14 protein-coding genes are annotated in these 21,503 nt (G+C 61.7%); 11 read left to right on the forward strand and 3 right to left on the reverse strand.

Annotation, left to right across the window (positions count from 1 at the left end):
• Entirely contained in the window at window positions 1–3,888 is a 3,888-nt protein-coding gene (locus AB4P94_RS03130) for a DUF4329 domain-containing protein (RefSeq protein ID WP_395609361.1), read from the reverse strand.
• Between the two features lie 298 nt (window positions 3,889–4,186).
• On the opposite strand from AB4P94_RS03130, the gene urtA reads away from it, so the two are divergent.
• The 11 genes from urtA (at window position 4,187) to ureC (ending at window position 14,352) form a co-directional block, all read left to right on the forward strand.
• Entirely contained in the window at window positions 4,187–5,452 is a 1,266-nt protein-coding gene (urtA, locus tag AB4P94_RS03135; RefSeq protein WP_395609362.1) for an urea ABC transporter substrate-binding protein, read from the forward strand.
• Between the two features lie 144 nt (window positions 5,453–5,596).
• Window positions 5,597–7,099 (forward strand): urea ABC transporter permease subunit UrtB, encoded by a 1,503-nt coding sequence (gene urtB, locus AB4P94_RS03140; RefSeq protein ID WP_395609363.1) that lies wholly within the window; start codon window positions 5,597–5,599, stop codon window positions 7,097–7,099.
• A complete protein-coding gene (gene urtC / locus AB4P94_RS03145; protein WP_395609364.1) occupies window positions 7,099–8,166 on the forward strand; it encodes an urea ABC transporter permease subunit UrtC in 1,068 nt (355 codons plus the stop codon). Before urtB ends, urtC begins: the two co-directional genes overlap by 1 nt.
• An 8-nt stretch (window positions 8,167–8,174) precedes the next feature.
• Window positions 8,175–8,996 (forward strand): urea ABC transporter ATP-binding protein UrtD, encoded by an 822-nt coding sequence (gene urtD, locus AB4P94_RS03150; protein WP_395609365.1) that lies wholly within the window; start codon window positions 8,175–8,177, stop codon window positions 8,994–8,996.
• A gap of 132 nt (window positions 8,997–9,128) precedes the next feature.
• Window positions 9,129–9,827, forward strand: a complete 699-nt coding sequence (gene urtE / locus AB4P94_RS03155) for an urea ABC transporter ATP-binding subunit UrtE (protein ID WP_027607728.1) — start codon at window positions 9,129–9,131, stop codon at window positions 9,825–9,827.
• A 30-nt stretch (window positions 9,828–9,857) separates the two neighbouring features.
• Window positions 9,858–10,697 (forward strand): urease accessory protein UreD, encoded by an 840-nt coding sequence (locus tag AB4P94_RS03160; RefSeq protein ID WP_395609366.1) that lies wholly within the window; start codon window positions 9,858–9,860, stop codon window positions 10,695–10,697.
• 175 nt (window positions 10,698–10,872) lie between these two features.
• Window positions 10,873–11,175: an urease subunit gamma gene (locus AB4P94_RS03165; RefSeq protein ID WP_069075162.1), complete on the forward strand. Its 303-nt coding sequence runs from the start codon at window positions 10,873–10,875 to the stop codon at window positions 11,173–11,175.
• Window positions 11,176–11,184: 9 nt separating this feature from the next.
• Window positions 11,185–11,697 carry a GNAT family N-acetyltransferase gene (locus AB4P94_RS03170; protein ID WP_395609367.1) on the forward strand — a complete coding sequence of 171 codons (513 nt, stop codon included), beginning with the start codon at window positions 11,185–11,187 and terminating at the stop codon, window positions 11,695–11,697.
• A gap of 5 nt (window positions 11,698–11,702) precedes the next feature.
• Window positions 11,703–12,236 (forward strand): GNAT family N-acetyltransferase, encoded by a 534-nt coding sequence (locus tag AB4P94_RS03175; RefSeq protein WP_395609368.1) that lies wholly within the window; start codon window positions 11,703–11,705, stop codon window positions 12,234–12,236.
• On the forward strand, window positions 12,233–12,538 hold the full coding sequence (locus tag AB4P94_RS03180) for an urease subunit beta (protein ID WP_395609369.1): 306 nt from the start codon (window positions 12,233–12,235) through the stop codon (window positions 12,536–12,538). Before AB4P94_RS03175 ends, AB4P94_RS03180 begins: the two co-directional genes overlap by 4 nt.
• 113 nt (window positions 12,539–12,651) lie before the next feature.
• Window positions 12,652–14,352 (forward strand): urease subunit alpha, encoded by a 1,701-nt coding sequence (gene ureC, locus AB4P94_RS03185; RefSeq protein ID WP_395609370.1) that lies wholly within the window; start codon window positions 12,652–12,654, stop codon window positions 14,350–14,352.
• 25 nt (window positions 14,353–14,377) lie between these two features.
• Here the strand turns inward: ureC and AB4P94_RS03190 are convergent, their stop codons facing one another.
• Together AB4P94_RS03190 and AB4P94_RS03195 are read right to left on the reverse strand one after the other, a co-directional pair.
• Window positions 14,378–20,389, reverse strand: coding sequence for an NEL-type E3 ubiquitin ligase domain-containing protein (locus AB4P94_RS03190; RefSeq protein ID WP_395609371.1), 6,012 nt, complete (start codon window positions 20,387–20,389; stop codon window positions 14,378–14,380).
• 85 nt (window positions 20,390–20,474) lie between these two features.
• The gene (locus AB4P94_RS03195; protein WP_395609372.1) at window positions 20,475–21,413 is read right to left on the reverse strand and encodes a DnaJ C-terminal domain-containing protein; all 939 of its coding nucleotides are present in this window, start codon (window positions 21,411–21,413) and stop codon (window positions 20,475–20,477) included.
• Between the last annotated feature and the right edge of the window lie 90 nt (window positions 21,414–21,503).

The raw sequence follows: 21,503 nt of genomic DNA on the forward strand, positions 1-21,503 counted from the left end.
CTATTGCGCATCGACGCGCTGCTTGCGCCCCCACGTTTCGCTGGTGACCCGGATGTCCAGCTCCCCCATCGAGGCCAACCCGCGAACATAATCGCGTACGCTCAGCGAACCTTCGCGCAGTTGCATGGATTGACCGGCCACCCGGTGCATGGGGACTTTTTCAGGCAAGGTATAACGCAGCAATGCACCGTCGGCGCACATCAGATACAACGGCAGTGCCCCCCCATTGCGTGCCGCGGTCATGAACGCCAGCGCCTTGAGGATCACCGAGGGGCTGAAGAAGTGCCCGGCCATGTCATCGGTGGCGGGAGCAATCGATTCAGTCGATGCGCACAAGTACACGCCAGCCATCAAAAAACCGCTGGGTAACTGACCGTCGATAAAAACCGCCTTCAAATTCTGAAAACCACTTCTGTAAAGCGGCAGAGTCGCCATGTACAACTCCCGGCCCTGCGATTTGAGCACATAGCCCAGAGCAACCTGAGCCTGGGGTTTCCAGCCGCGCTGCACATGGCGCACGGAATCGAACGCGCGGGTGAAGATCGGGCCGCACGGCGTGTCGGCAGCCACCTGCACAATCTCCAACGGGTTGGCCCGGTAGGGGTTCAGCGCAAACCCCTGCTTCAAGCGGCGCGGGTTACCCCACAAGGCGTCCCCCGACACCACACGCAAATCCCCGGCCTTGGCCATCAAATTGACGAAGTCTTGCGGCGACAGCTCGCCCGTTTGAAGCTGCTGCTCAATGGCGTTATCGACGAAGTCACGTTTAACCAGGTTAAGCGGGCTCATACGTGTTTTGAGCAGTGTTTCGTCAGCGGACTCCGAAACCTGGTAGCTGAGTATCGAACCGGTGGCCCCGAACACGTACTGGTGTTTGATTTGGGTGGTGCGGTGCAACAGCTCGGCGAGTAGCGCACTGGGGATCATGCTTTGGTAAATGGCTTTTTGCGTCGGCGACAGCAGTATCGGCGCCTCTTGCTCCATCAGGGAACGGTAGTTGGCGACCAACGTGCTGCCGCCCGGATAGAGCCCTTTTCCCGTGGCGGAGTCAGGAAAAATCCACCCCAGGGTGACCCCTTGGGGCGGGACAACCAGGGGCTCTGTCGCCACAAACAACCCATTGACCAGCCGCAGGATGACGCCGCCGTACACCCGTTTGTGCCCATTGCCCACAGAAGCCTGGGCGTGGCGCGCGGCATCGTCGGCAGAAGCGAACGCAGGGCTCAAGCGACGTGGAAGCAAATGTTCATAACCGGACCAGTCAGCCCCGACCAGGCCAACCTTGTCCCAGCACTGGCTGATGCGCACCACCCGCAGCTCGCCCTTGGCGGCCCACTCCCGGACGAATGCCAACGGTGTCTTCGCGCCGGAGCCGAGGTCGGCAGTGGCCTGCCCCAACAGCGTGTCCACCTCGCCGCTGCGCTGCACATCAAGGGATGACGATTGATACCGAAGCAGCGCGCCATCGAGGGTGGAAAAGTAAATTCCCAGGCTGCGCGTTCTTTTGCGCAGCGCTTCAGACAGCGTCACGTTCAACACATCCGGCACCACAAAATACTGCGATAACCAGGCATAGGCAGCCGCCAGCCATGACGGCACCCATTGTTGCGAGCGGAACAAGGCATGCAACTCGAACCCCTCGGGCAGCAGGTATTCATCGCGGCCCTTGCGACCAAACAGGAATGCCGGCATGAACAGGTCTCCCGTGGAGATCACGCCCACCACTTCGGTGGCCATGTACTCCTCACGGTCCTTGTGTTTGAGCACAAAGGCATAACACGCCTGCTCGGGCATTCGGCGGCCATGGACCCGCCCGTGCAGGTCGTGAGCCGCGTCGTCAGCACTGGTGAACAGCCCGCCGTAGGTCACGTAGTCGAGCGGGCCCGTGCGCGGTGCATAGGTGAAACTGGGCGTCCAATCGCTGTACACCGGCGAGCGCGGGCCCCACAACGGGTTGCCCTGGATAATCCTGAAGTCCCCGGCCACCGCCAGCCGTCGCACCCAGTCGGCGGGTTTGATGTGCCCACGGTCCAGTTGCCGCCCCAAGTGGTTTTCCCCGGCGACCGGGCTGATATTGGCCAGCAGCAACTGCTCCTGCGGCGACTGGCTGGGGGCGTATTCCAGGAGGCAATCGTCAGCCCCCGACAAATACGCGACACGCCCATCCGAGATAATCGAGTACATCTCCTCGGTGGAAAACACCTGCAAATTGATCAACGCGTCTTCCCGCGTCCAGTGGCGCTGGCCCACCCAGGCCGGTGCAACCATCGACAGCGCGGTATGGGAGCCGTAACGCGCATACAGCTCGTAATGCTCGGGAGGAATCAGCGGGCCGTCACCCTCAACCGGAAACAACAGCGTTCCGGCAAACGGGTTGGCCTTGCTTTCCAAAGGCTCGGTGACCACAAACCGGCCGTCCGCCCCCTTGAGCACATAGCCGCCGTAGTACCGGCTGCGCTGCTTGCCCACTTGCTCATGGGCAAACACGGCCGCATCCCGCGCCGAATAAAACACGCGGCTCAAGACTGCCGCGTGAAAGGCGTTAAGCTGTGCCGAGCGCCGCTCTACCCGCCCGAGATCCCGCCATAACTGCCCGGCCTGCACCACCTGCAGTTCAGTAGCATCGATCACCCGGCGAACGTAGTTACGCGGGCTCAAGGTGCCTGCAACCAGTGCCACCTGGGCGCCGTTATCGTTGATCACACCATCAGTGCCGCGCTTGAACAGTTCGGTCGAGAGGCTCGCCAACGGGACTTTCAGTTTGAGCAACGAGCGCTCCAGGGTGCGCAGGTACAGGTCCAGCCCCTGGCCCGGTAGCTGCAACGCCAAAGTGTCTTGCCCCTGCTGAATGGCGGCCGCCACCTGTGCCGGGGAGAAAAACGCGCTGGCCAGCCAGTCCTCCCGGGCCGCCACTTCGTCCTTGGCGTACCAGTCGCGACAGTAAATACCCGCCAGGCGGTAGTCGGCGGGCAATTGCAATGAACCGTCAGGCCCTTTCGGGAACACCGCATCCAGCGCAAACAAGGGCTCACGCCGGGGTGACGGCAGCGTCGCCACATAACGTTCCTCACGCAGATGCTTGAGTACAAACCCCACACCCGGTTCCTGCGACTGTGCAGGCATAGCCGCCATCACCGCCTGCTGCGCCTGTTCGAAAACGCTTGTGCACAACGGCTGCTCGGTCACGGCTGGCGAAGTGAAAGGCTCGAACACCACCCAGTCGGCCGGCACCCGCCCGACCGAGCCGCCCCACAACGCCGTCGGCACGATCAGGCTCAGCGAGCCGAAGGTGGAGACTTTTTTGACGAACTCATCGAACGGCCCATATACCCCCACGGGGTTGCCCGCGGGTTTCCCGGCCTGCACCCACAACGCAAAACTGAATTCTGCCCGCGAGCCACTGGGCGTGTGGCGGATCAGGGAACCGTCCGGGCCAGACAAGTAGGACGAAGGAAAAAAACTGCGATCATGCACGTCCTGGTAAAAGTCCGTACCGGACAAAAAGCCCAGGAAGGCCTTGGCCATGCGTTCATCGAAACTGGGGTTTCTGGAAAGGATCAGCGCATGCTGCGCCGGGTGGGAATGGTAACTGGCCACACAGGTATAGCCCGCAGGCTGTTGGTAGTAACCATCATTCCCCACCGTCAATATATCGAGCAGGTCAAACTGCATGGCCCCACTCTGGAACGGGTAGCTGGCGAAATACAGGCCGGCGGCATTACGCACAATCACGCCGCCGTACTCCACATCACGGCGCTCGCCGATGTGCAGATGCGCCCAGTAGGCCGCATCGGTTTCCTTGATAAACGCCGGGCTCAACGTCGGCAGCCTTCCAGCCCCGCGTTTCGAACTGGCGGCACGCTCTTCGCGTGACAATCTGATAGCCATGACCACTCCTTGAAAGTATGCCGAGGCACAACGCCCCGCAGTCCCATTTTCGGGCGGCGGGGCTCTTTCAATCGGTAGATAGATAGGTTTCTCACCCTGAGGGTGCGCCGCGCCAAGGCAGGCACCACAACAGCACATCAGCGTGCACGCACCTGCCCAACAAGCGCCACATTGGTGCGCACCACCCCCAGCCGGCCACGCACACGCCCTGTAGACCGGGGTTGGGCGACTTAGGCACAGCCCTTGCTATCTCCTCGTCATCAGCCATCCAAGAACAACCGGTCACGGAGATTGCACCATGAAGCGTCGCAGCTTGATCAAGGCTTTCACTCTTTCGGCATCCATTGCCGCCATGGGCCTGACCTGGACGGTGCAGGCCGTCGAGACCATCAAGGTCGGCATCCTGCATTCGCTGTCCGGGACCATGGCCATCTCCGAAACGTCGCTTAAAGACATGGCGCTGATGACCATTGACGAGATCAACGCCAAGGGCGGTGTGAACGGCAAGATGCTCGAACCGGTGGTCGTGGACCCGGCGTCCAACTGGCCGCTGTTCGCTGAAAAAGGCCGCCAGTTGCTGACCCAGGACAAGGTCGCCGTGGTGTTCGGCTGCTGGACCTCGGTGTCGCGCAAATCCGTATTGCCGGTGTTTGAAGAACTCAACGGCCTGCTGTTCTACCCGGTGCAATACGAAGGCGAAGAGATGTCGCCGAACGTGTTCTACACCGGTGCGGCGCCGAACCAGCAAGCCATCCCCGCCGTGGAATACCTGATGAGCGAAGAAGGCGGCGCGGCCAAGCGCTTCTTCCTGCTGGGCACCGACTACGTGTACCCGCGCACCACCAACAAGATCCTGCGTTCGTTCCTGCACTCCAAAGGCGTGGCGGACAAAGACATCGAAGAGGTCTACACCCCGTTCGGCCACGCCGATTATCAAACCATCGTGGCCAACATCAAAAAATTCTCGGCCGGCGGCAAGACTGCCGTGATCTCCACCGTAAACGGCGACTCCAACGTGCCGTTCTACAAAGAGCTGGCCAACCAGGGTTTGAAAGCCACCGACGTGCCGGTGGTGGCGTTCTCCGTGGGTGAAGAAGAACTGCGCGGCATCGACACCAAGCCGCTGGTAGGCAACCTCGCCGCGTGGAACTACTTCCAGTCGGTAGAGAACCCGGTGAACAAGAAATTCGTCGCAGACTGGAAAGCCTACGCCAAGGCGCACAACCTGCCGGGCGCGGACAAAGCCGTGACCAACGACCCGATGGAAGCCACTTACGTGGGCATCCATATGTGGGCCCAGGCGGTTGAGAAAGCCAAGTCCACCGACGTCGACAAAGTGCGCGAAGCCATGGCCGGCCAGACCTTCGCCGCGCCGTCGGGCTTCACCCTGGAAATGGACAAGACCAACCACCACCTGCACAAGCCAGTGATGATCGGCGAGATTCAGGCTGACGGGCAGTTCTCGGTGGTGTGGCAGACCGAAAAAACCATCCGCGCCCAGCCTTGGAGCCCGTACATTCCGGGCAATGACAAGAAGCCGGATTACGCCGTCAAGAGCAACTGATAATCCCTGTGGGAGCTGGCTTGTGTGGGAGCGGGCTTGCTCGCGAAAGCGGTGTGTCAGGCGACACATTCCTCACTGGCCCAGCGCATTCGCGAGCAAGCCCGCTCCCACATTTTGACCGCGCATGATCAGGACACTTTAGTTATGCCCACTGCCCTGTACCGCTTCATCCTCGCCGCCCTGCTGGTGCTGCCCTTCGCCGCACACGCCAGTGACGCCGAAGACTTCCTGGCCGCCAACCCGATGCAACAAGCCAAGCTTCTTCAGGACTGGGCCGCCCAGCCTGATCCGGCGCGCATCGAGTTGGTGGACGCCCTGCAACAAGGCCAGCTCACGGTCAATGGTGAAACCAAAACCGTACGCCTGAACAACCGCCTGCGCGGCCTGATCGACAATGTTCAAGCCAGTCAGCAACTGCTCGCCGCCGACCCCAAGGTGCGCCTGGCGGCTGCGCAAACCCTGCAAAAAAGCGCACAACCTGCGCAGCTCAAATTCCTTGATCAACAAGTCGCCGCCGAAACAAACGAAGACGTACACACCGCCCTCAGCCTCGCGCTGGCCAACCTGCAACTGGTCGACGCCGACCCGGTTGTGCGCCTCGCCGCCGTTCGTTTGCTGGGTGGCACCGGCGACCCCTTGGCCCGCACGCGCCTTGAAGCGCTGCTCGCCCCCGGCGTTGAAACCGACGCCGCCGTGCACACCGCCGCCGAGACCAGCCTGGCCCAGGTCAAACGCAAATTGATGTTCGGCGAGATCCTCGGCCAAGCCTTCAGCGGCATGTCCCTGGGCTCGATTCTGCTGTTGGCGGCCCTCGGCCTGGCGATCACCTTCGGCCTGCTCGGCGTGATCAACATGGCCCACGGCGAGATGCTGATGCTCGGCGCTTACTCCACCTACGTGGTGCAATTGCTGATGCAGCGCTACGTGCCGGCAGCCATCGAGTTCTACCCGCTGATCGCGCTGCCAGTGGCATTTTTTGTCACCGCCACCATCGGCATGGCGCTGGAGCGCACAGTGATTCGTCACTTGTATGGCCGCCCGCTGGAAACCCTGCTCGCCACGTGGGGCATCAGCCTGATGCTGATCCAGTTGGTGCGCCTGGTGTTCGGCGCGCAGAACGTCGAGGTGTCCAACCCCGAGTGGCTGTCCGGCGGCATTCAAGTGCTGCCCAACCTGGTGCTGCCCTACAACCGCATCGTGATCATCGCCTTCGCCCTGTGCGTGGTAGTGCTGACCTGGCTGCTGCTGAACAAGACACGGCTGGGCCTGAACGTGCGCGCCGTCACCCAGAACCGCAACATGGCCGCGTGCTGCGGCGTGCCCACCGGGCGCGTGGACATGCTCGCCTTTGGCCTCGGCTCCGGCATCGCCGGCTTGGGCGGCGTGGCGCTGAGCCAGATCGGCAACGTCGGCCCGGACCTGGGCCAAAGCTACATCATCGACTCGTTCCTGGTGGTGGTGCTCGGCGGTGTCGGCCAGTTGGCCGGCAGCGTGATGGCGGCCTTCGGGCTGGGCATCGCCAACAAGATTCTCGAACCGCAGATCGGTGCCGTACTCGGCAAGATCCTGATCCTCGCGCTGATCATTCTGTTCATCCAGAAACGCCCGCAAGGACTCTTCGCACTGAAAGGACGGGTGATCGACTGATGAACCAGCCATTGATGCTCACGGCCACACAAAAGGCCGGCCCCAAGGTTACGATTGCCGTCGGCGCACTGATTCTGGTCGTGCTGCTGGCGCTACCGTTGCTGTCGCTGTTGCCGCCGGATAATGCCTTTCATATCTCGGCCTATACCCTGACGCTGGTGGGCAAGATTCTGTGCTACGCCATCGTTGCCCTCGCGCTGGACCTGGTGTGGGGTTACGCGGGCATGTTGTCGCTGGGCCACGGTTTGTTCTTTGCCCTGGGCGGTTACGCCATGGGCATGTACCTCATGCGCCAGGCCTCCGGCGATGAATTGCCGGCCTTCATGACCTTCCTGTCGTGGACCGAATTGCCCTGGTACTGGATGGGCACCGAACACTTCCTCTGGGCCATGTGCCTGGTGGTGTTGGCACCCGGTTTGCTGGCGCTGGTGTTCGGGTTCTTCGCGTTCCGTTCGCGGATCAAGGGCGTGTATTTCTCGATCATGACCCAGGCGCTGACCTTTGCCGGAATGCTGTTGTTCTTTCGCAACGAGACCGGATTTGGCGGCAATAACGGCTTCACCAATTTTCGCAGCATCCTGGGCTTCGGCATCACCGAACCGGGTACGCGGGCAGTGCTGTTTTTTGCCACGGTGGTGTTGCTGGTCGTCAGCCTGTACACCGGCTGGCGCCTGGCGCAGAGCAAGTTCGGCCGGGTGCTGACCGCCCTTCGCGATGCGGAAAACCGCCTGATGTTCTGCGGCTATGACCCGCGCGGTTTCAAGCTGTTCGTGTGGGTGTTGAGCGCAGTGCTGTGCGGTTTGGCGGGTGCGTTGTACGTGCCGCAAGTGGGCATCATCAACCCCAGTGAAATGTCGCCGACCAACTCGATTGAAGCCGCTGTGTGGGTGGCCCTCGGCGGGCGCGGCACCCTGATCGGCCCGTTGCTCGGCGCCGGCGTGGTCAATGGCATGAAGAGCTGGTTCACCGTGGCCTTCCCCGAATACTGGCTGTTTTTCCTCGGGGCGCTGTTCATCATCGTCACCCTGTACTTGCCCAAGGGCATCATCGGCCTGCTGAAGAAATGAGGAACGTCATGCTCGAACCTATTCTCGATGCGGGCAGCGGCCGCGACGCCATCGGCATTGGCCAGGCGGCCGGCAAGGGCCTGAACACCCGCCACGGCACCATCCTGACCCTGGAAGACATCAGCGTCAGCTTCGATGGTTTCAAGGCGCTCAACGACTTGAACCTCTACATCGGCGTCGGCGAACTGCGCTGCATCATCGGCCCCAACGGCGCGGGCAAGACCACGCTGATGGACGTGATCACCGGCAAGACTCGGCCCAGTCACGGCACCGCCTGGTTTGGCGAAAACCTCGACTTGACCGGCATGAGCGAAGTGCAGATCGCCCAAGCCGGCATCGGCCGCAAGTTCCAAAAACCGACCGTGTTTGAAGCCCTGAGCGTGTTTGAAAACCTCGAGCTGGCGCAGAAAACCGATAAATCGGTGTGGGCCAGCCTGCGCGCCCGCCTGAGCGGCGAGCAGAAAGACCGTATCGATGAAGTGCTCGACACCATTCGCCTGACGGCCTCGGCGCAACGTCAGGCGGGCTTGCTGTCCCACGGCCAGAAGCAGTTCCTGGAAATCGGCATGCTGCTGATGCAGGACCCGCAACTGTTGCTGCTGGATGAGCCGGTGGCGGGCATGACCGACGCCGAAACCGAATTCACCGCCGAACTGTTCAAGCGCCTGGCGGGCAAGCATTCGCTGATGGTGGTGGAGCACGACATGGGCTTTGTCGGCTCGATTGCCGACCACGTGACCGTGTTGCACCAGGGCAGCGTGCTGGCCGAAGGGTCGCTGGAGCAGGTGCAGGAAAACGAGCGGGTGATCGAGGTGTACCTCGGCCGTTAACGCTGCCACAGGCTGCTTTATGTGGGAGCTGGCTTGCCTGCGATGGCGGTGTATCAGATACACCGCCATCGCAGGCAAGCCAGCTCCCACAGTTGATCCGGTTCCAATCAGGGAATTGAGGAGAATTTGAACATGCTGCAAGTCGACAAGCTGCACCAGTACTACGGCGGTAGCCACATCCTGCGCGGGCTTTCATTTGACGTGAAGATCGGCGAAGTCACCTGCCTGCTCGGCCGTAACGGCGTGGGCAAGACCACCCTGCTCAAGTGCCTGATGGGCCTGCTGCCGGCCAAAGAAGGCGCGGTGAACTGGGAAGGCAAGGCCATCACCGGGTTCAAGCCGCACCAGCGCGTGCACGCGGGCATTGCCTATGTGCCACAGGGCCGGGAGATTTTCGGGCGGTTGACCGTGGAAGAAAACCTGCTGATGGGCCTCTCGCGCTTCCCCGGTTCCGAAGCCAAAGAAGTGCCCGCATTCATCTACGAGCTGTTCCCGGTGCTGCTGCAGATGAAACATCGGCGCGGCGGCGACCTGTCCGGCGGCCAGCAGCAACAGCTCGCCATTGGCCGCGCCTTGGCCAGCCGCCCGCGCCTGTTGATTCTGGATGAGCCCACCGAAGGGATCCAACCGTCGGTAATCAAGGAAATCGGGGCGGTGATCAAAAAACTCGCCGCCCGCGGCGATATGGCGATTTTGCTGGTGGAGCAGTTCTACGACTTTGCCGCCGAATTGGCCGACCAGTACCTGGTGATGTCCCGCGGGGAAATCGTGCAGCAGGGCCGAGGTGAAAATATGGAAAGCGAGGGTGTGCGCGGGCTCGTTACGATTTAATCTGTGGCGTCCCAATAATAAGCACTCACCATGACCCTGCCCGTCCCCCCTGCCCTGTTTACCCCCAGCTGGCACGCCGAGCTGGAACTCGGCTACGCGCGTTTTGGCGACACCACGCGCCCGGTCATGCGCCGCCATGTGGGCCCGCTGCGGGTGCAAAAGCACCTGTACGCCGAAGGCCCCGAGGTGTGCCAGCACATCATCGTGCACCCGCCGGGCGGCATTGCCGGCGGCGATCGCCTGGACATCAGCGCCCATGTTGGCACGGGCGCCTGGGCCCAACTGACCAGCCCCGGCGCAGCCAAATGGTATCGCGCCAAGGGCCCGGCCTATCAGCAAGTCGAACTGACGGTGGAAGCCGGCGCTACGCTGGAATGGCTGCCCCAGGAAACCATCGTGTTCAGCGCCGCCCAGGCCGAACTGACCACGCGCATTGAGTTGCAAGGCGACGCGCGGCTGTTCTACTGGGACGTGGTCGCCCTCGGCCGCCCGGCCAGTGGCGAGCGTTTCGACCTCGGCCACTTTCAATCGCACCTGGACATTCGCCGCGACGGCCAGTTGCTCTGGCACGAGCGCCAGCGCATTGTAGGCGCCGACGGTTTGCTCGACTCGCCCATCGGGCTGGACGGCCAGCCGGTATTTGCCACGTTGCTGCTGACGGGTGATATCGAGCCTGAACTGCTTGAGCAGTGTCGCGCCCTGCCCCACGGGGTGCGTGGCGACCTGACCCAATTGCCGGGCTTGCTGGTCGCCCGCTGCCTGGCCGGTGAAGCGCTGCATGCGCGGGCATGGTTGATTGATTTATGGCGGCTGTTGCGCCCGGCGGTGCTGGGCCGAGAAGCCGTAGCACCACGAATCTGGAGCACATGAAGACCCCAATGTGAAATCTGACCCTGTGGGAGCTGGCTTGCCTGCGATGCAGGCGACTCGGTTAAACAGGACACTGAGTTGATGCCATCGCAGGCAAGCCAGCTCCCACATAAAGCGGCTTTCACATTGGATCCCTGATGTTTTTAAGAATGCTGTTTATGAGAGACCTTGAACCATGGATTTGACCCCACGGGAAAAAGACAAGCTGCTGATCTTCACCGCCGGCCTGGTCGCCGAGCGCCGCCTGGCGCGCGGTGTGAAGCTCAACTACCCGGAGACCATCGCCTACATCTCCGCCGCCCTGATGGAAGGCGCGCGCGATGGCCGCACCGTGGCCGACCTGATGCACTTCGGCACCACTCTGCTTACCCGCGAGCAGGTGATGGAAGGCATCCCGGAAATGATCCCGGACATCCAGGTAGAAGCCACCTTCCCCGACGGCACCAAGCTGGTCACCGTCCACCAGCCGATTGCGTGAGGCGCGGCCATGATTCGTGATGCAACCCAAAGCGATTTGCCGGCGATCCGTGATATCTACAACGACGCGGTGCTGAACACCACGGCGATCTGGAACGAACAACCCGTGGACCTGGGCAACCGCCAGGCCTGGTTCAGCGCGAGGCATGCGCAGGGTTATCCGATCCTTGTCTCAATCGAAAATGACCAGGTCACCGGCTACGCCTCATTTGGCGACTGGCGCCCCTTCGAAGGTTTCCGCTACAGCGTCGAACACTCGGTGTACGTGCGCAACGACCAACGCGGTAAAGGCCTGGGCCCACGCCTGATGGCAGCCCTGATTGAACGCGCGCGCACCTGCGGCAAGCATGTAATGGTCGCCGCCATCGAGAGCGGCAACCAGGCCTCAATCCGCCTGCATGAGCGCCAGGGGTTTATCACCACCGGGCAAATGCCGCAGGTGGGCATCAAGTTCGGCCGCTGGCTGGACCTGACCTTTATGCAACTGACATTGAATCCGGGCGCCGAACCGCCCAAGGAGTGAGGTCGATGAACGCCGCGCAACTGCGTCGAGTCAATGCTGAAAGTTTTGCCCATTACCGCCTGGGCTTGATTGAGCTGTTGCTGGACGCGGTAAAACACGGTGCTTCGGTCGGTTTCATGGCGGACTTCGACGAGGCCCAGGCACGCACCTACTTGAGCGGCGTGCAGGCGAGCATCGAAGACGCCAGCCTGCTGTTGTGGGTCGTGGTACGCGATGAACACGTGATTGCCAGCGTGCAATTGGCGCTGTGCCAGAAAGCCAACGGCCTGAACCGCGCCGAGGTGCAAAAGCTGCTGGTGCACAGCAACGCGCGGCGCCATGGCCTCGGCCAGCAATTGATGAACACCCTGGAACTCGCCGCGCGCCAGCACAAGCGCGGGCTGCTGTACCTGGACACTGAGGCCGGTTCCGGCGCCGAAGCCTTCTACCAGTCACTGCGCTACACCAAAGTCGGTGAACTGCCCGACTATTGCCAAAGCCCGGACGGGCGTTACACCCCGACCGCCATCTACTTCAAGACCCTGGGGCAACTTGCATGATTCCTGGTGAATATCAGATTCAGCCTGGCGACATTGAACTCAATGTCGGCCGACGCACTATCAGTTTGAGCGTGGCCAACAGCGGCGACCGGCCGATTCAGGTGGGCTCGCATTACCATTTTTTTGAAACCAATGACGCGCTGACGTTTGACCGCGCGGCGAGCCGGGGCATGCGTTTGAATATTCCGGCCGGGACGGCGGTGCGGTTTGAGCCGGGGCAGAGTCGGGAGGTTGAGTTGGTGGATTTGAGTGGGGGCAGGCGGGTGTTTGGGTTTGCCGGAAAGATCATGGGCGACCTTTAGGGCCTCTTCGCGAGCAAGCCCGCTCCCACAGGGGAATGCATTTCAAATGTGGGAGCGGGCTTGCTCGCGAAAGCAGTCTCACATTCAACACAAATTTTTCAGGGCACGCACACATGAAAATCACCCGCCAAGCCTACGCCGACATGTACGGCCCCACCGTCGGTGACAAGGTCCGCCTGGCCGACACCGAACTGTTCGTCGAAGTCGAAAAAGACTTCACTGTCTATGGCGAAGAAGTGAAATTCGGTGGCGGTAAAGTTATCCGCGACGGCCAGGGCCAAAGCCAATTGCTCGCCCACGAAGTGGTCGACACCCTGATCACCAACGCGTTGATCATCGACCACTGGGGTATCGTCAAAGCCGACGTAGGCCTGAAAAACGGCCGCATCCACGCCATCGGCAAGGCCGGCAACCCGGACGTACAACCCGGCGTGACCATGGCCATCGGCGCCAGCACCGAAGTGATTGCCGGCGAGGGCATGATTCTCACCGCCGGCGGTATCGACACCCACGTGCATTTCATCTGCCCGCAGCAGATCGAAGAAGCGCTGACCAGCGGCGTGACCACCATGATCGGCGGCGGCACTGGCCCGGCCACCGGCACCAACGCCACCACCTGCACCTCCGGCCCGTGGCACCTGGCGCGCATGCTCCAGGCCAGTGATTCGTTCCCGATGAACATCGGCTTCACCGGCAAGGGCAACGCCAGCCTGCCGGAGCCGTTGATCGAGCAGGTCAAGGCTGGTGCCATCGGCTTGAAGCTGCACGAAGACTGGGGCACCACGCCCGCGAGCATCGACAACTGCCTGAGCGTGGCCGACGAATACGACGTGCAGGTCGCGATCCACAGCGACACCCTCAACGAGTCAGGCTTCGTCGAAGCCACCCTCGCCGCCCTCAAGGGCCGCACCATTCACACCTACCACACCGAAGGTGCCGGTGGCGGCCACGCGCCGGACATCATCAAGGCCTGTGGCTTTCCCAACGTGCTGCCCAGCTCGACCAACCCGACGCGGCCGTTCACCCGCAATACCATCGACGAACACCTGGACATGCTGATGGTCTGCCACCACCTGGACCCGAGCATTGCCGAGGACGTGGCTTTCGCCGAAAGCCGCATCCGCCGCGAAACCATCGCCGCTGAAGACATCCTGCACGACCTCGGCGCGTTCTCCATGATCAGCTCCGACAGCCAGGCCATGGGCCGCGTCGGCGAAGTCATTACACGCACCTGGCAAACCGCCGACAAGATGAAAAAACAGCGCGGCCCGCTGCCCGGCGACGGCCCGGGCAACGACAACTTCCGCGCCAAGCGCTATATCGCCAAGTACACCATCAACCCGGCGATCACCCACGGCGTGAGCCATATCGTGGGGTCCATCGAAGTGGGCAAATGGGCTGACCTGGTGTTGTGGCGCCCGGCTTTTTTCGGCATCAAACCGACCCTGATTCTCAAGGGCGGCGCGATTGCGTCAAGCCTGATGGGCGACATCAACGGCTCGATTCCAACGCCGCAGCCGGTGCATTACCGCCCGATGTTCGCCAGCTTCGGCAGCTCGCTGCACGCCACCAGCCTGACCTTTATCAGCCAGGCTGCCCAGGACGCCGGCTTGCCCGAAGCCCTGGGTTTGAAAAAACAGATCGCCGTGGTCAAGGGTTGCCGCGAGGTGCAGAAAACCGACTTGATCCACAACGATTACCTGCCGGACATCGAAGTTGACCCACAGACCTATCAGGTCAAGGCCGACGGTGTGTTGCTGTGGTGCGAGCCAGCGGACGTGTTGCCGATGGCCCAGCGTTACTTCCTGTTCTGAAACGCCCGGCTCGCAACAGGGTGCCTTACGCGCTGGCGGACGCGGAAGGCACCGCCCACTCGGTACGGCTCAGGCTTTCGATCAACGCCTCTTCGGCCGCAGCCAGGCGTGTTTTCACGTCATTGGCCTGTGCCAACAAGTCGCCCTCGGGCGTGTCATCGGCCGCCGTTGAATCCGACAACTTCGCCAGTTCCTCGTAATACGGCTCGCTCAAGCCCTCGAACTGCGGCCTGTATTTGCTCACCACAAAATCCTTCCAGAAGTCTCTGCCCAGCAGGGCGGTGAACTCTTCGGGCGAGCCATCCAGTTGGCTGATGCGGGCAAAGGTGTCATCAAGCATCTTGGGGGTGACGCCACCCAACGAAATGAATTGCACCTTGCCCGGCTGGCCCGGCAAATCCAGTTTGTCCTTGAGCCCATAGCGATACGCCAGGCGGATCTCGACTTCTTCCAGCAGTGCGATCCGCCGAAGTTTGGCTTGCGCGGACAACGACGGGTCGTTGTTGATCCTCGCCGTGCGTGCTTCGATGTCGGTGAGCGCGGTTTTTTCCACTTCATCCAGGCGGAACAAGCCACGGGCCAGTTTCATCAGCGCGGGCCCCTGATTGACGTCTGCGGCTGACGCTTTTGCGCGGTAAACCATGGTCATGATTTCCACGTTGCTGAACGACAAAGCAGCGCGGTCACAGCACGTCCCGCGCCCGGCCCAGGCAAACATCTCTTCGCGCAGTGCTTCGGACTCGACACTGTGTTCGCTGATGCTATCGAGCACCGCCCACACTCGTTGCTGCAGGTCTGCATGACCTTCGGCGGGTGCCTGCATATCGTTGAGCATGGTGAAAAAACCGTCGCCATTGGGCTGCTCGCGCACGCTCAGCCACTGGGCTTGCCGGGCTTGCGTCTGCTCTGGCGAAAAACCCTGGCTCCAGCGAGTAAAATTGGCACCCGTGGTGCCGCGAGCACCGCTCCCGGGCGTTGGTCGAAGCGGCGGGGTGAAAACTCCGGCGCTCAGACCGCTCCCCAGCCCCGCCTGCTCGACCCGCGTGCGGTAATCCGCGATGCGTTGCACAGTGGCTTCAGTCAACGGATTATTGCCGACGACCACCCGGCAGCGCAGAGCCAGCGAGCCCTCCAACGGAGCGTCCGCTGGGGGAACAACAAAATCCGGCAAGGTCGTCAGCCGGTTATTATTCAGCGCGACAACATCAAGCAATGGCTGGTCCCCAAGGCCCGCCGGCCATTGGTCGATGCCGGTGTCGCTCAGGTTCACCGAGCGCATATCGCTCATCCGGGTGAAGTCAGGGGTGATCCCCAGCGGGTTGTTCTCGATCATCAACGCCCTGAGCGTACTGCGCTCAGCCAGAATGCCGGCGGTCTCGGCCGTCAGGCGGATCTGGTTCTGGCTCAGATGCAACCGCGTCAAGCCACTCATCTGGCCCAGCGCCGGCGGCAGCTCGTGTAGCTGGTTCTGGGACATTTCCAGCCAGCGCACGCCGTGAAAACGGGTGAGAAATTCTTCGGGAGAAACGCTCAAGCCCATGTTGTTGAGCACCAGCGAACCGACGTGGCTGAAGTCCCCCTCCAGGGCCGGAAGGCTTTCCAACCGCAGGTTGCTCAGGTCCAGTATCTGCCCGATCGCTGCACCGTCTCTTGCGTAGGCTTCGCGTGCATCCTTTCGCCAACACTGGATGATCCGCCTTTTGGCCTCGAATCGATCACCGCCGCCATCATCAAGGCGCAGCCTGTCACGCATGCGCACATAACGTTGACGCCCGCCCCCGCCGCCCGTGGACGCCCACGCGTCGAGCTGCTGAGTGAGCCGTTGCAGCTCGGCTTTGAGCCGACTCACAATGGCTGGCGCGTCTTCACCCAGACCGAGCCAATACACTCTGGCCCGGCCCAGTGAATAACCTGGAAAAACGCTTTGCACATCCAGGATATCGGGCGATTCAACAACGAAGGTATCTTCGTACTTCATATGCTCCATCCCGGGGTAGCTTTGGGACACGCGCTGCCAATAACTGTCCAGCTCCAGCCAGGTGTCAGCGGCAAATGCGTTTGAGCGCAGGTCAATCGCATGGTTGATGCGGATCATTTGTTCGAAGTGCTCAGGGGCCGGGCGAAGGTGCTCGGCGGGGATGCTGCTGAGTTTATTATTCCTGAGGTCGAGCGCTTCAAGGTTCCACTGTTCGAGCAGGCCGGTGGGCCATTGCTCAAGCCCGGTGTGGCTCAGGTCCACCGTTTTGAGCCTGGGCATGTGGCTGAAATCCGGTGGCAGGTGCAAGGGGTTGCTGCTCAGGCTCAACGACTCCAGCCGGTGCATGCGCCCCAATTGCTCGACACTGTTTGGGGTCAGGCGTATCTGGTTGCCGTTGAGCTTCAAGTGGGTCAGGTAGTTCAGTTCGCTCAGGCCTTCAGGCAGCTCGGTCAACGCCGCGTTCTGAATCGTCAACTGCTTGAGCTGCTTGAAACGGCTGAGGAAATTTTGTGCACTCGTGGTCCAGGAGATGTTGTACAGGTCCAGCGATTGCACATGGCTGAAATCCGCAGTCAGTTCCGGCAGGTTCAAGCGTTGCCCGCAGGTGATTTTCAACTCGCGGGTCTGGCGCCGCCAGCAGGCGACGATGGCATCGGAGAACGTCTTGCGGGCACCGCCCTGACGGTCAAACAGGGTGGCGGTTGAACGGGGCTGTTCGTCGATCCATTTGGCCAGGTCCTGTTGCAGTTTTTTGTATTCCTTCTCCAGGCGTGTGAGTTCACCCGACACGTCGCTGCCCAACCCGGCAAGGAAGTCGCGAGTCTGGGCCTCGGTATAGGTCGGAAAGAGCTTTTTCGTGCGCTCGGCGGGTGTGCTGAAGACCCGACTGAGAACGCGCCGCACGCTGAAAGCGCCGCCCAGCAAACGCATCGACGGGTCATAGGCAGGCTTGTTCAGCGGCTGCTCCACCAGCACCGTACGCATGGGCCCGCGCGGCAACGGCGAACGCTGGATAAGTGCCTGCAGCTGTGCGGCATCGGTGGCCGCCAAGGCTTGACGCTCCTCGGCAGACAATTGCTGCCAGAGCGCTGCGTAGAAGTCGCCGGGGGGCGAGCCTTCGAACAAGCCGTCTTCCCTTAACACCAGCTGTTTTTGAAGTGCCGCGTCCGGCGAGCCGATCGCATCCAGCACCCTGCCCGTGGGCGAATACTCTCGCAACTCAATGCGCGTTCCACGGCGCCAGCCGGGCAAGGTTTCCAAGGTGCGCAAGGCCAGGATCCGACTGTCCTGACCCGCCAGGGCGCCCACCTGCAAACCTTCATAAGCCCGCGAGACGCGGATTTCCTGCGCCTGCCATTGGGCTTGCGCCTTGACGTGCTCCGGCAGGCGTTTACGGGTGCGAAAGACCTGTAATTGCTCGTCAGTCAGATTACGCAGCAAATGCTCGGCCATCGGCGTGGGCAGCGCCGGGTAAATGGATTGCAGCCGATTCACGTCGGGGTCATTGCTCAGGTTTTGCTTGCGATAACGCGCCTCCACCCACGTGTTTTGGTTAGCCTCGGCGTACTCGCCGAGTTCCAGGCGCAGCAGCCTGGCGCGCTCGGGCAAGGCATCGCTCGGCGCGCCCGGAAATTCGCTCAGGGCCGGGTCCGAGCCTTGCAGGGTATACAGCACCTCTTGCAACAGCTCACCGCGCGCCATCGCCTGCGCGTTCAACACCACCACGCGAGGCGCCGCCGAGGAAGGTGCTGCGTCCTCCCACAAGATATTCGCCTCGCCATCGATGACCCGCAACCGGGCATCGCCCAGCAGCCCCTTGCGTTGCAGCAAGTCCATTTGCAGAGCCGGGTCGGCCTGGGCATACACGGCGGGTTCGGTAGCCTTCATCTGCGCGATAAACGCATTGAAGTCATCGGCCAGCCTGAAGCGTTGCAGTGTGTCCGTCAGCACCAGCGGTAGCGGGTTGTTGTCGAGAAACCCGGCGCGCAGGGTGTCAACCTCAACGTCGCTGGCTTGCAGTGCCGCTTCCAGGCGCGCCGTGTCCATGCCTTCGGCCGGCAGCCCCAATCGGCTGAGCAGTGTGGGCGTGTCCCAGGTCAGCGGGGTTTCAGCCTCATGCTGCCAAGCCCCTTCCAGGTTATGCGTCAGGCGCGGGGCATAGGCCTGCGGGCGCGTTGGGTGCTCAATGCGGTACTCATTGTTGAGCGGGTCATGACGCACCTGGAAAGGGTCACCGTCGAGGGGCAATACCGTTTTCCCTTCGTGGCTATACAGGCCCAGTTCATTGGACCGGGCGCCGGCAGGCAGACTGACGGGGGCTTTGTAAGGGCTCAGCTCAGGGCGCCAGAGTTTTTCGTCGCCGCCGTCCAGAGTGACAGGCTGCAGCGCTTCGATCACAGGTTCCGGCTTGGCTGCAATCAGCTTGGGCAGCACTTTACCGCCCGCCGCCATGAGCGCGATAAACGCCAGGTTTTCCGCCACATCCACCAGGTGCGCCTTGGCCGCGCGGCGGTCGCCTTCCGCCCATTCGACGGAGCCTTCGAGGGTTTCGTACAGCAACTGGCCGGCCATCACCACCATCATCACTTCACCCAGCACCGGCACGAACATGGACACCACGTTCAACGCCAACATGCCGATACTCAGCAGTTTGGCAAACTTTTCCGAGCGCACCCGCGCGTCTACATCAGCGGTGGGCACCGCATGGCTGCGGGCGTCGGCCAGCAGCTTGTCGCGGTGCTGGTCGAAAAGGTACTCCCACAGGTCATGGTTTTCTTCCCACCCGTGCTGGCCTTTTTGATTGATTGTACTGGGCCCCAGGTACGGGTCCGACCTCAGACGCTTGATCGGCGCGGGGTCGGGCGGCACGTTGAGTACCGGTGCGAATATCGAGAACGGATTTAGCCCGGTGAGAAAATCATTCAGCAGCGGCGAATACGGTTTCAGGCCGGGTGTAGCCCCAGGCGCGGGGGTAACGTCGGTGAGTTCGGCAAAGTACCCCGGCAAGTGACTGTAATGCAGGAACCGGCTGAAAAACCGTTGATAGGCCGTCGGGTTGCCATCGTCGGGTGCCGAGCTGTCGCGGGCCGTGAAACGCTGCTTAAAGAGGGCCGGAACTTCATCCCATTTGACGCGTTTCAACGGCTGGTACGGGTCGTGAGGAATGTAAAGAATCAGGTCATTGGTGTAGCGGTATTTCTCGCAGATCACAAAGGCCAGGCAACCGGTAAGGCGTTTTTTCATCAGCCCGAGGTCACGGAACCACACCTGCCGCTTGCCCATCCAGGGGTGGTTCTCACCATTGATCACCGAAGTAATCATCTGGTAATCGTCCGCTCCGATGGCTTTCGTCAACAGCGCCTGCTCTGCCGCCGCCGCCAGGTCGGCCTTGCGTGCCACGCTGAATTTGTGACGCAACGCTTGCTCGGCGGTGGAGACCTGCGGGTACATGAAGGCCTTGAGGTAGCGTTGATACTGCGCGCCAATATCCAGCGAGCGGCACAAGCCGGTGAACTGCGCGACGGTCAGCGAAGTGCTGACCGTGTCATAGGTATCGCCCTGCGTTGTTGCGACCACAAACCCGGACGAGGCGTGAAACGCCCCCGCCTTGCACTCCCACTCTTCAAAGTTATGCAACGCCGCCTGCAGCAGCGGCAAACGCACAATGTCGAAAGTGCGCAGGGTATAAACCGGCTGCCGGACTTCGATTTCGGTACGCAGTTGCAGGATGGTTTTGTTCACATCCAGGTGCACGTTGAACTGCTCGCTCAACGCCTTGACCAACAGGGGCTCAGCGAAGCTGTCGATGTCTTGCAGCGTGGAAAAGGCCTTGTCGAGCGCGGTTTGCGCGCTGAAGCTGGTGGTGTATTTGTCGCTCAGCGCCTTTTGCTGCTCCGGCGTGGCGTTCAGGTACCAGTCCGGCGGCTGCGCGGGTGCGGCCTTGACTTGCTCGCGCCGGGCCGTGGTTGTTTTGATCAGCCAGGGCGGGCTGGTGCGCTCGAGAAATTCACGGTGAATACTGTGGGTTGCCGCCGGGGTGGCGGAAGGCAGATCGGCCATGATGTGGCTCCTGTGAAAGGGAGCATCAGCACATCATGGCCGACCCTTCGAGCTGCGCTAGATAGTTAGCGCGTGGGCGCTATTTTCAGAACTGCTCACGTGGGTTGAACGCGGCCTTTTTTGCCAGCTCCTGCCACAGCGCAATGGTCTCGTCGTCGGCCTGCTTGGGCATCACGGCCTTGAGCTGGATGTACAGGAAACCGCGCTCACCGGCCTTGTTCAGCAAGCCATGGCCCTTGGCGCGCATGCGTTGGCCGTTCTGGCTGCCGGCGGGCACCTTGAGGTTGATTTTGCCGGTCAGGGTCGGCACGGCCACTTCTGCGCCCAGTGCCAACTCCCACGGCGCCAGTGGCAGGTTGATGATCAGGTTTTCGCCATCCACCTCGAACTTGGAGTGCGGCGCAAACTTGATGATCAGGTACAGGTCGCCATTGGCCCCGCCGCCAATACCCGGCGCGCCCTGCCCCTTGAGGCGGATGCGCTCGCCGTCGGCCACGCCGGCGGGGATCTTCACGTTCAGGCTCTTGGTGGTGTTGGTCACATGCCGGCCCGAGGCGTCGTATTGCGGCACCTGGAAGCTGATCTGCTTGGACTCGGTGGACAAGGTGTCCTCAAGCGCCACGGTCAGCTGCATTTCCACGTCCTGGCCCTTGCGCCCGGTGGGGCGGCGCTGACCGCCGCCAAAACCGTCGCCGCGCGAGCCGAAGATCGAGCTGAAGAAGTCCGAGAAATCACCCGTGTCCTGGCCACCGCCGAAACCGCCACGGCTCTGCCAGCCCGGCGGCCCCTGGAATGGCTGGCCGTGTTGGCCGTATTTGCGCAGCTCGTCGTATTCCGCGCGCTTATCGGCGCTTTTAAGCGCTTCATAGGCTTCGGACGCGTCCTTGAATTTCTCTTCGGCGTCTTTTTCCTTGCTCACATCCGGGTGATATTTACGTGCGAGCTTGCGGTAGGCCGCCTTGATTTCCTTGTCATCGGCGCTCGGCTCTACGCCCAATATCTTGTAGTAGTCTTTGAAATCCATCGGTGGTTCACCATCCCTAATCGAGATCGCACAGCCCGGGGCACAACGTGCGGTGCATTGCACTTGTTGAGTGAAGTGGCCCGGGGGTGC

It is taken from the genome of Pseudomonas sp. B22129 (assembly GCF_044218875.1).
Classification (GTDB): Bacteria; Pseudomonadota; Gammaproteobacteria; order Pseudomonadales; family Pseudomonadaceae; genus Aquipseudomonas.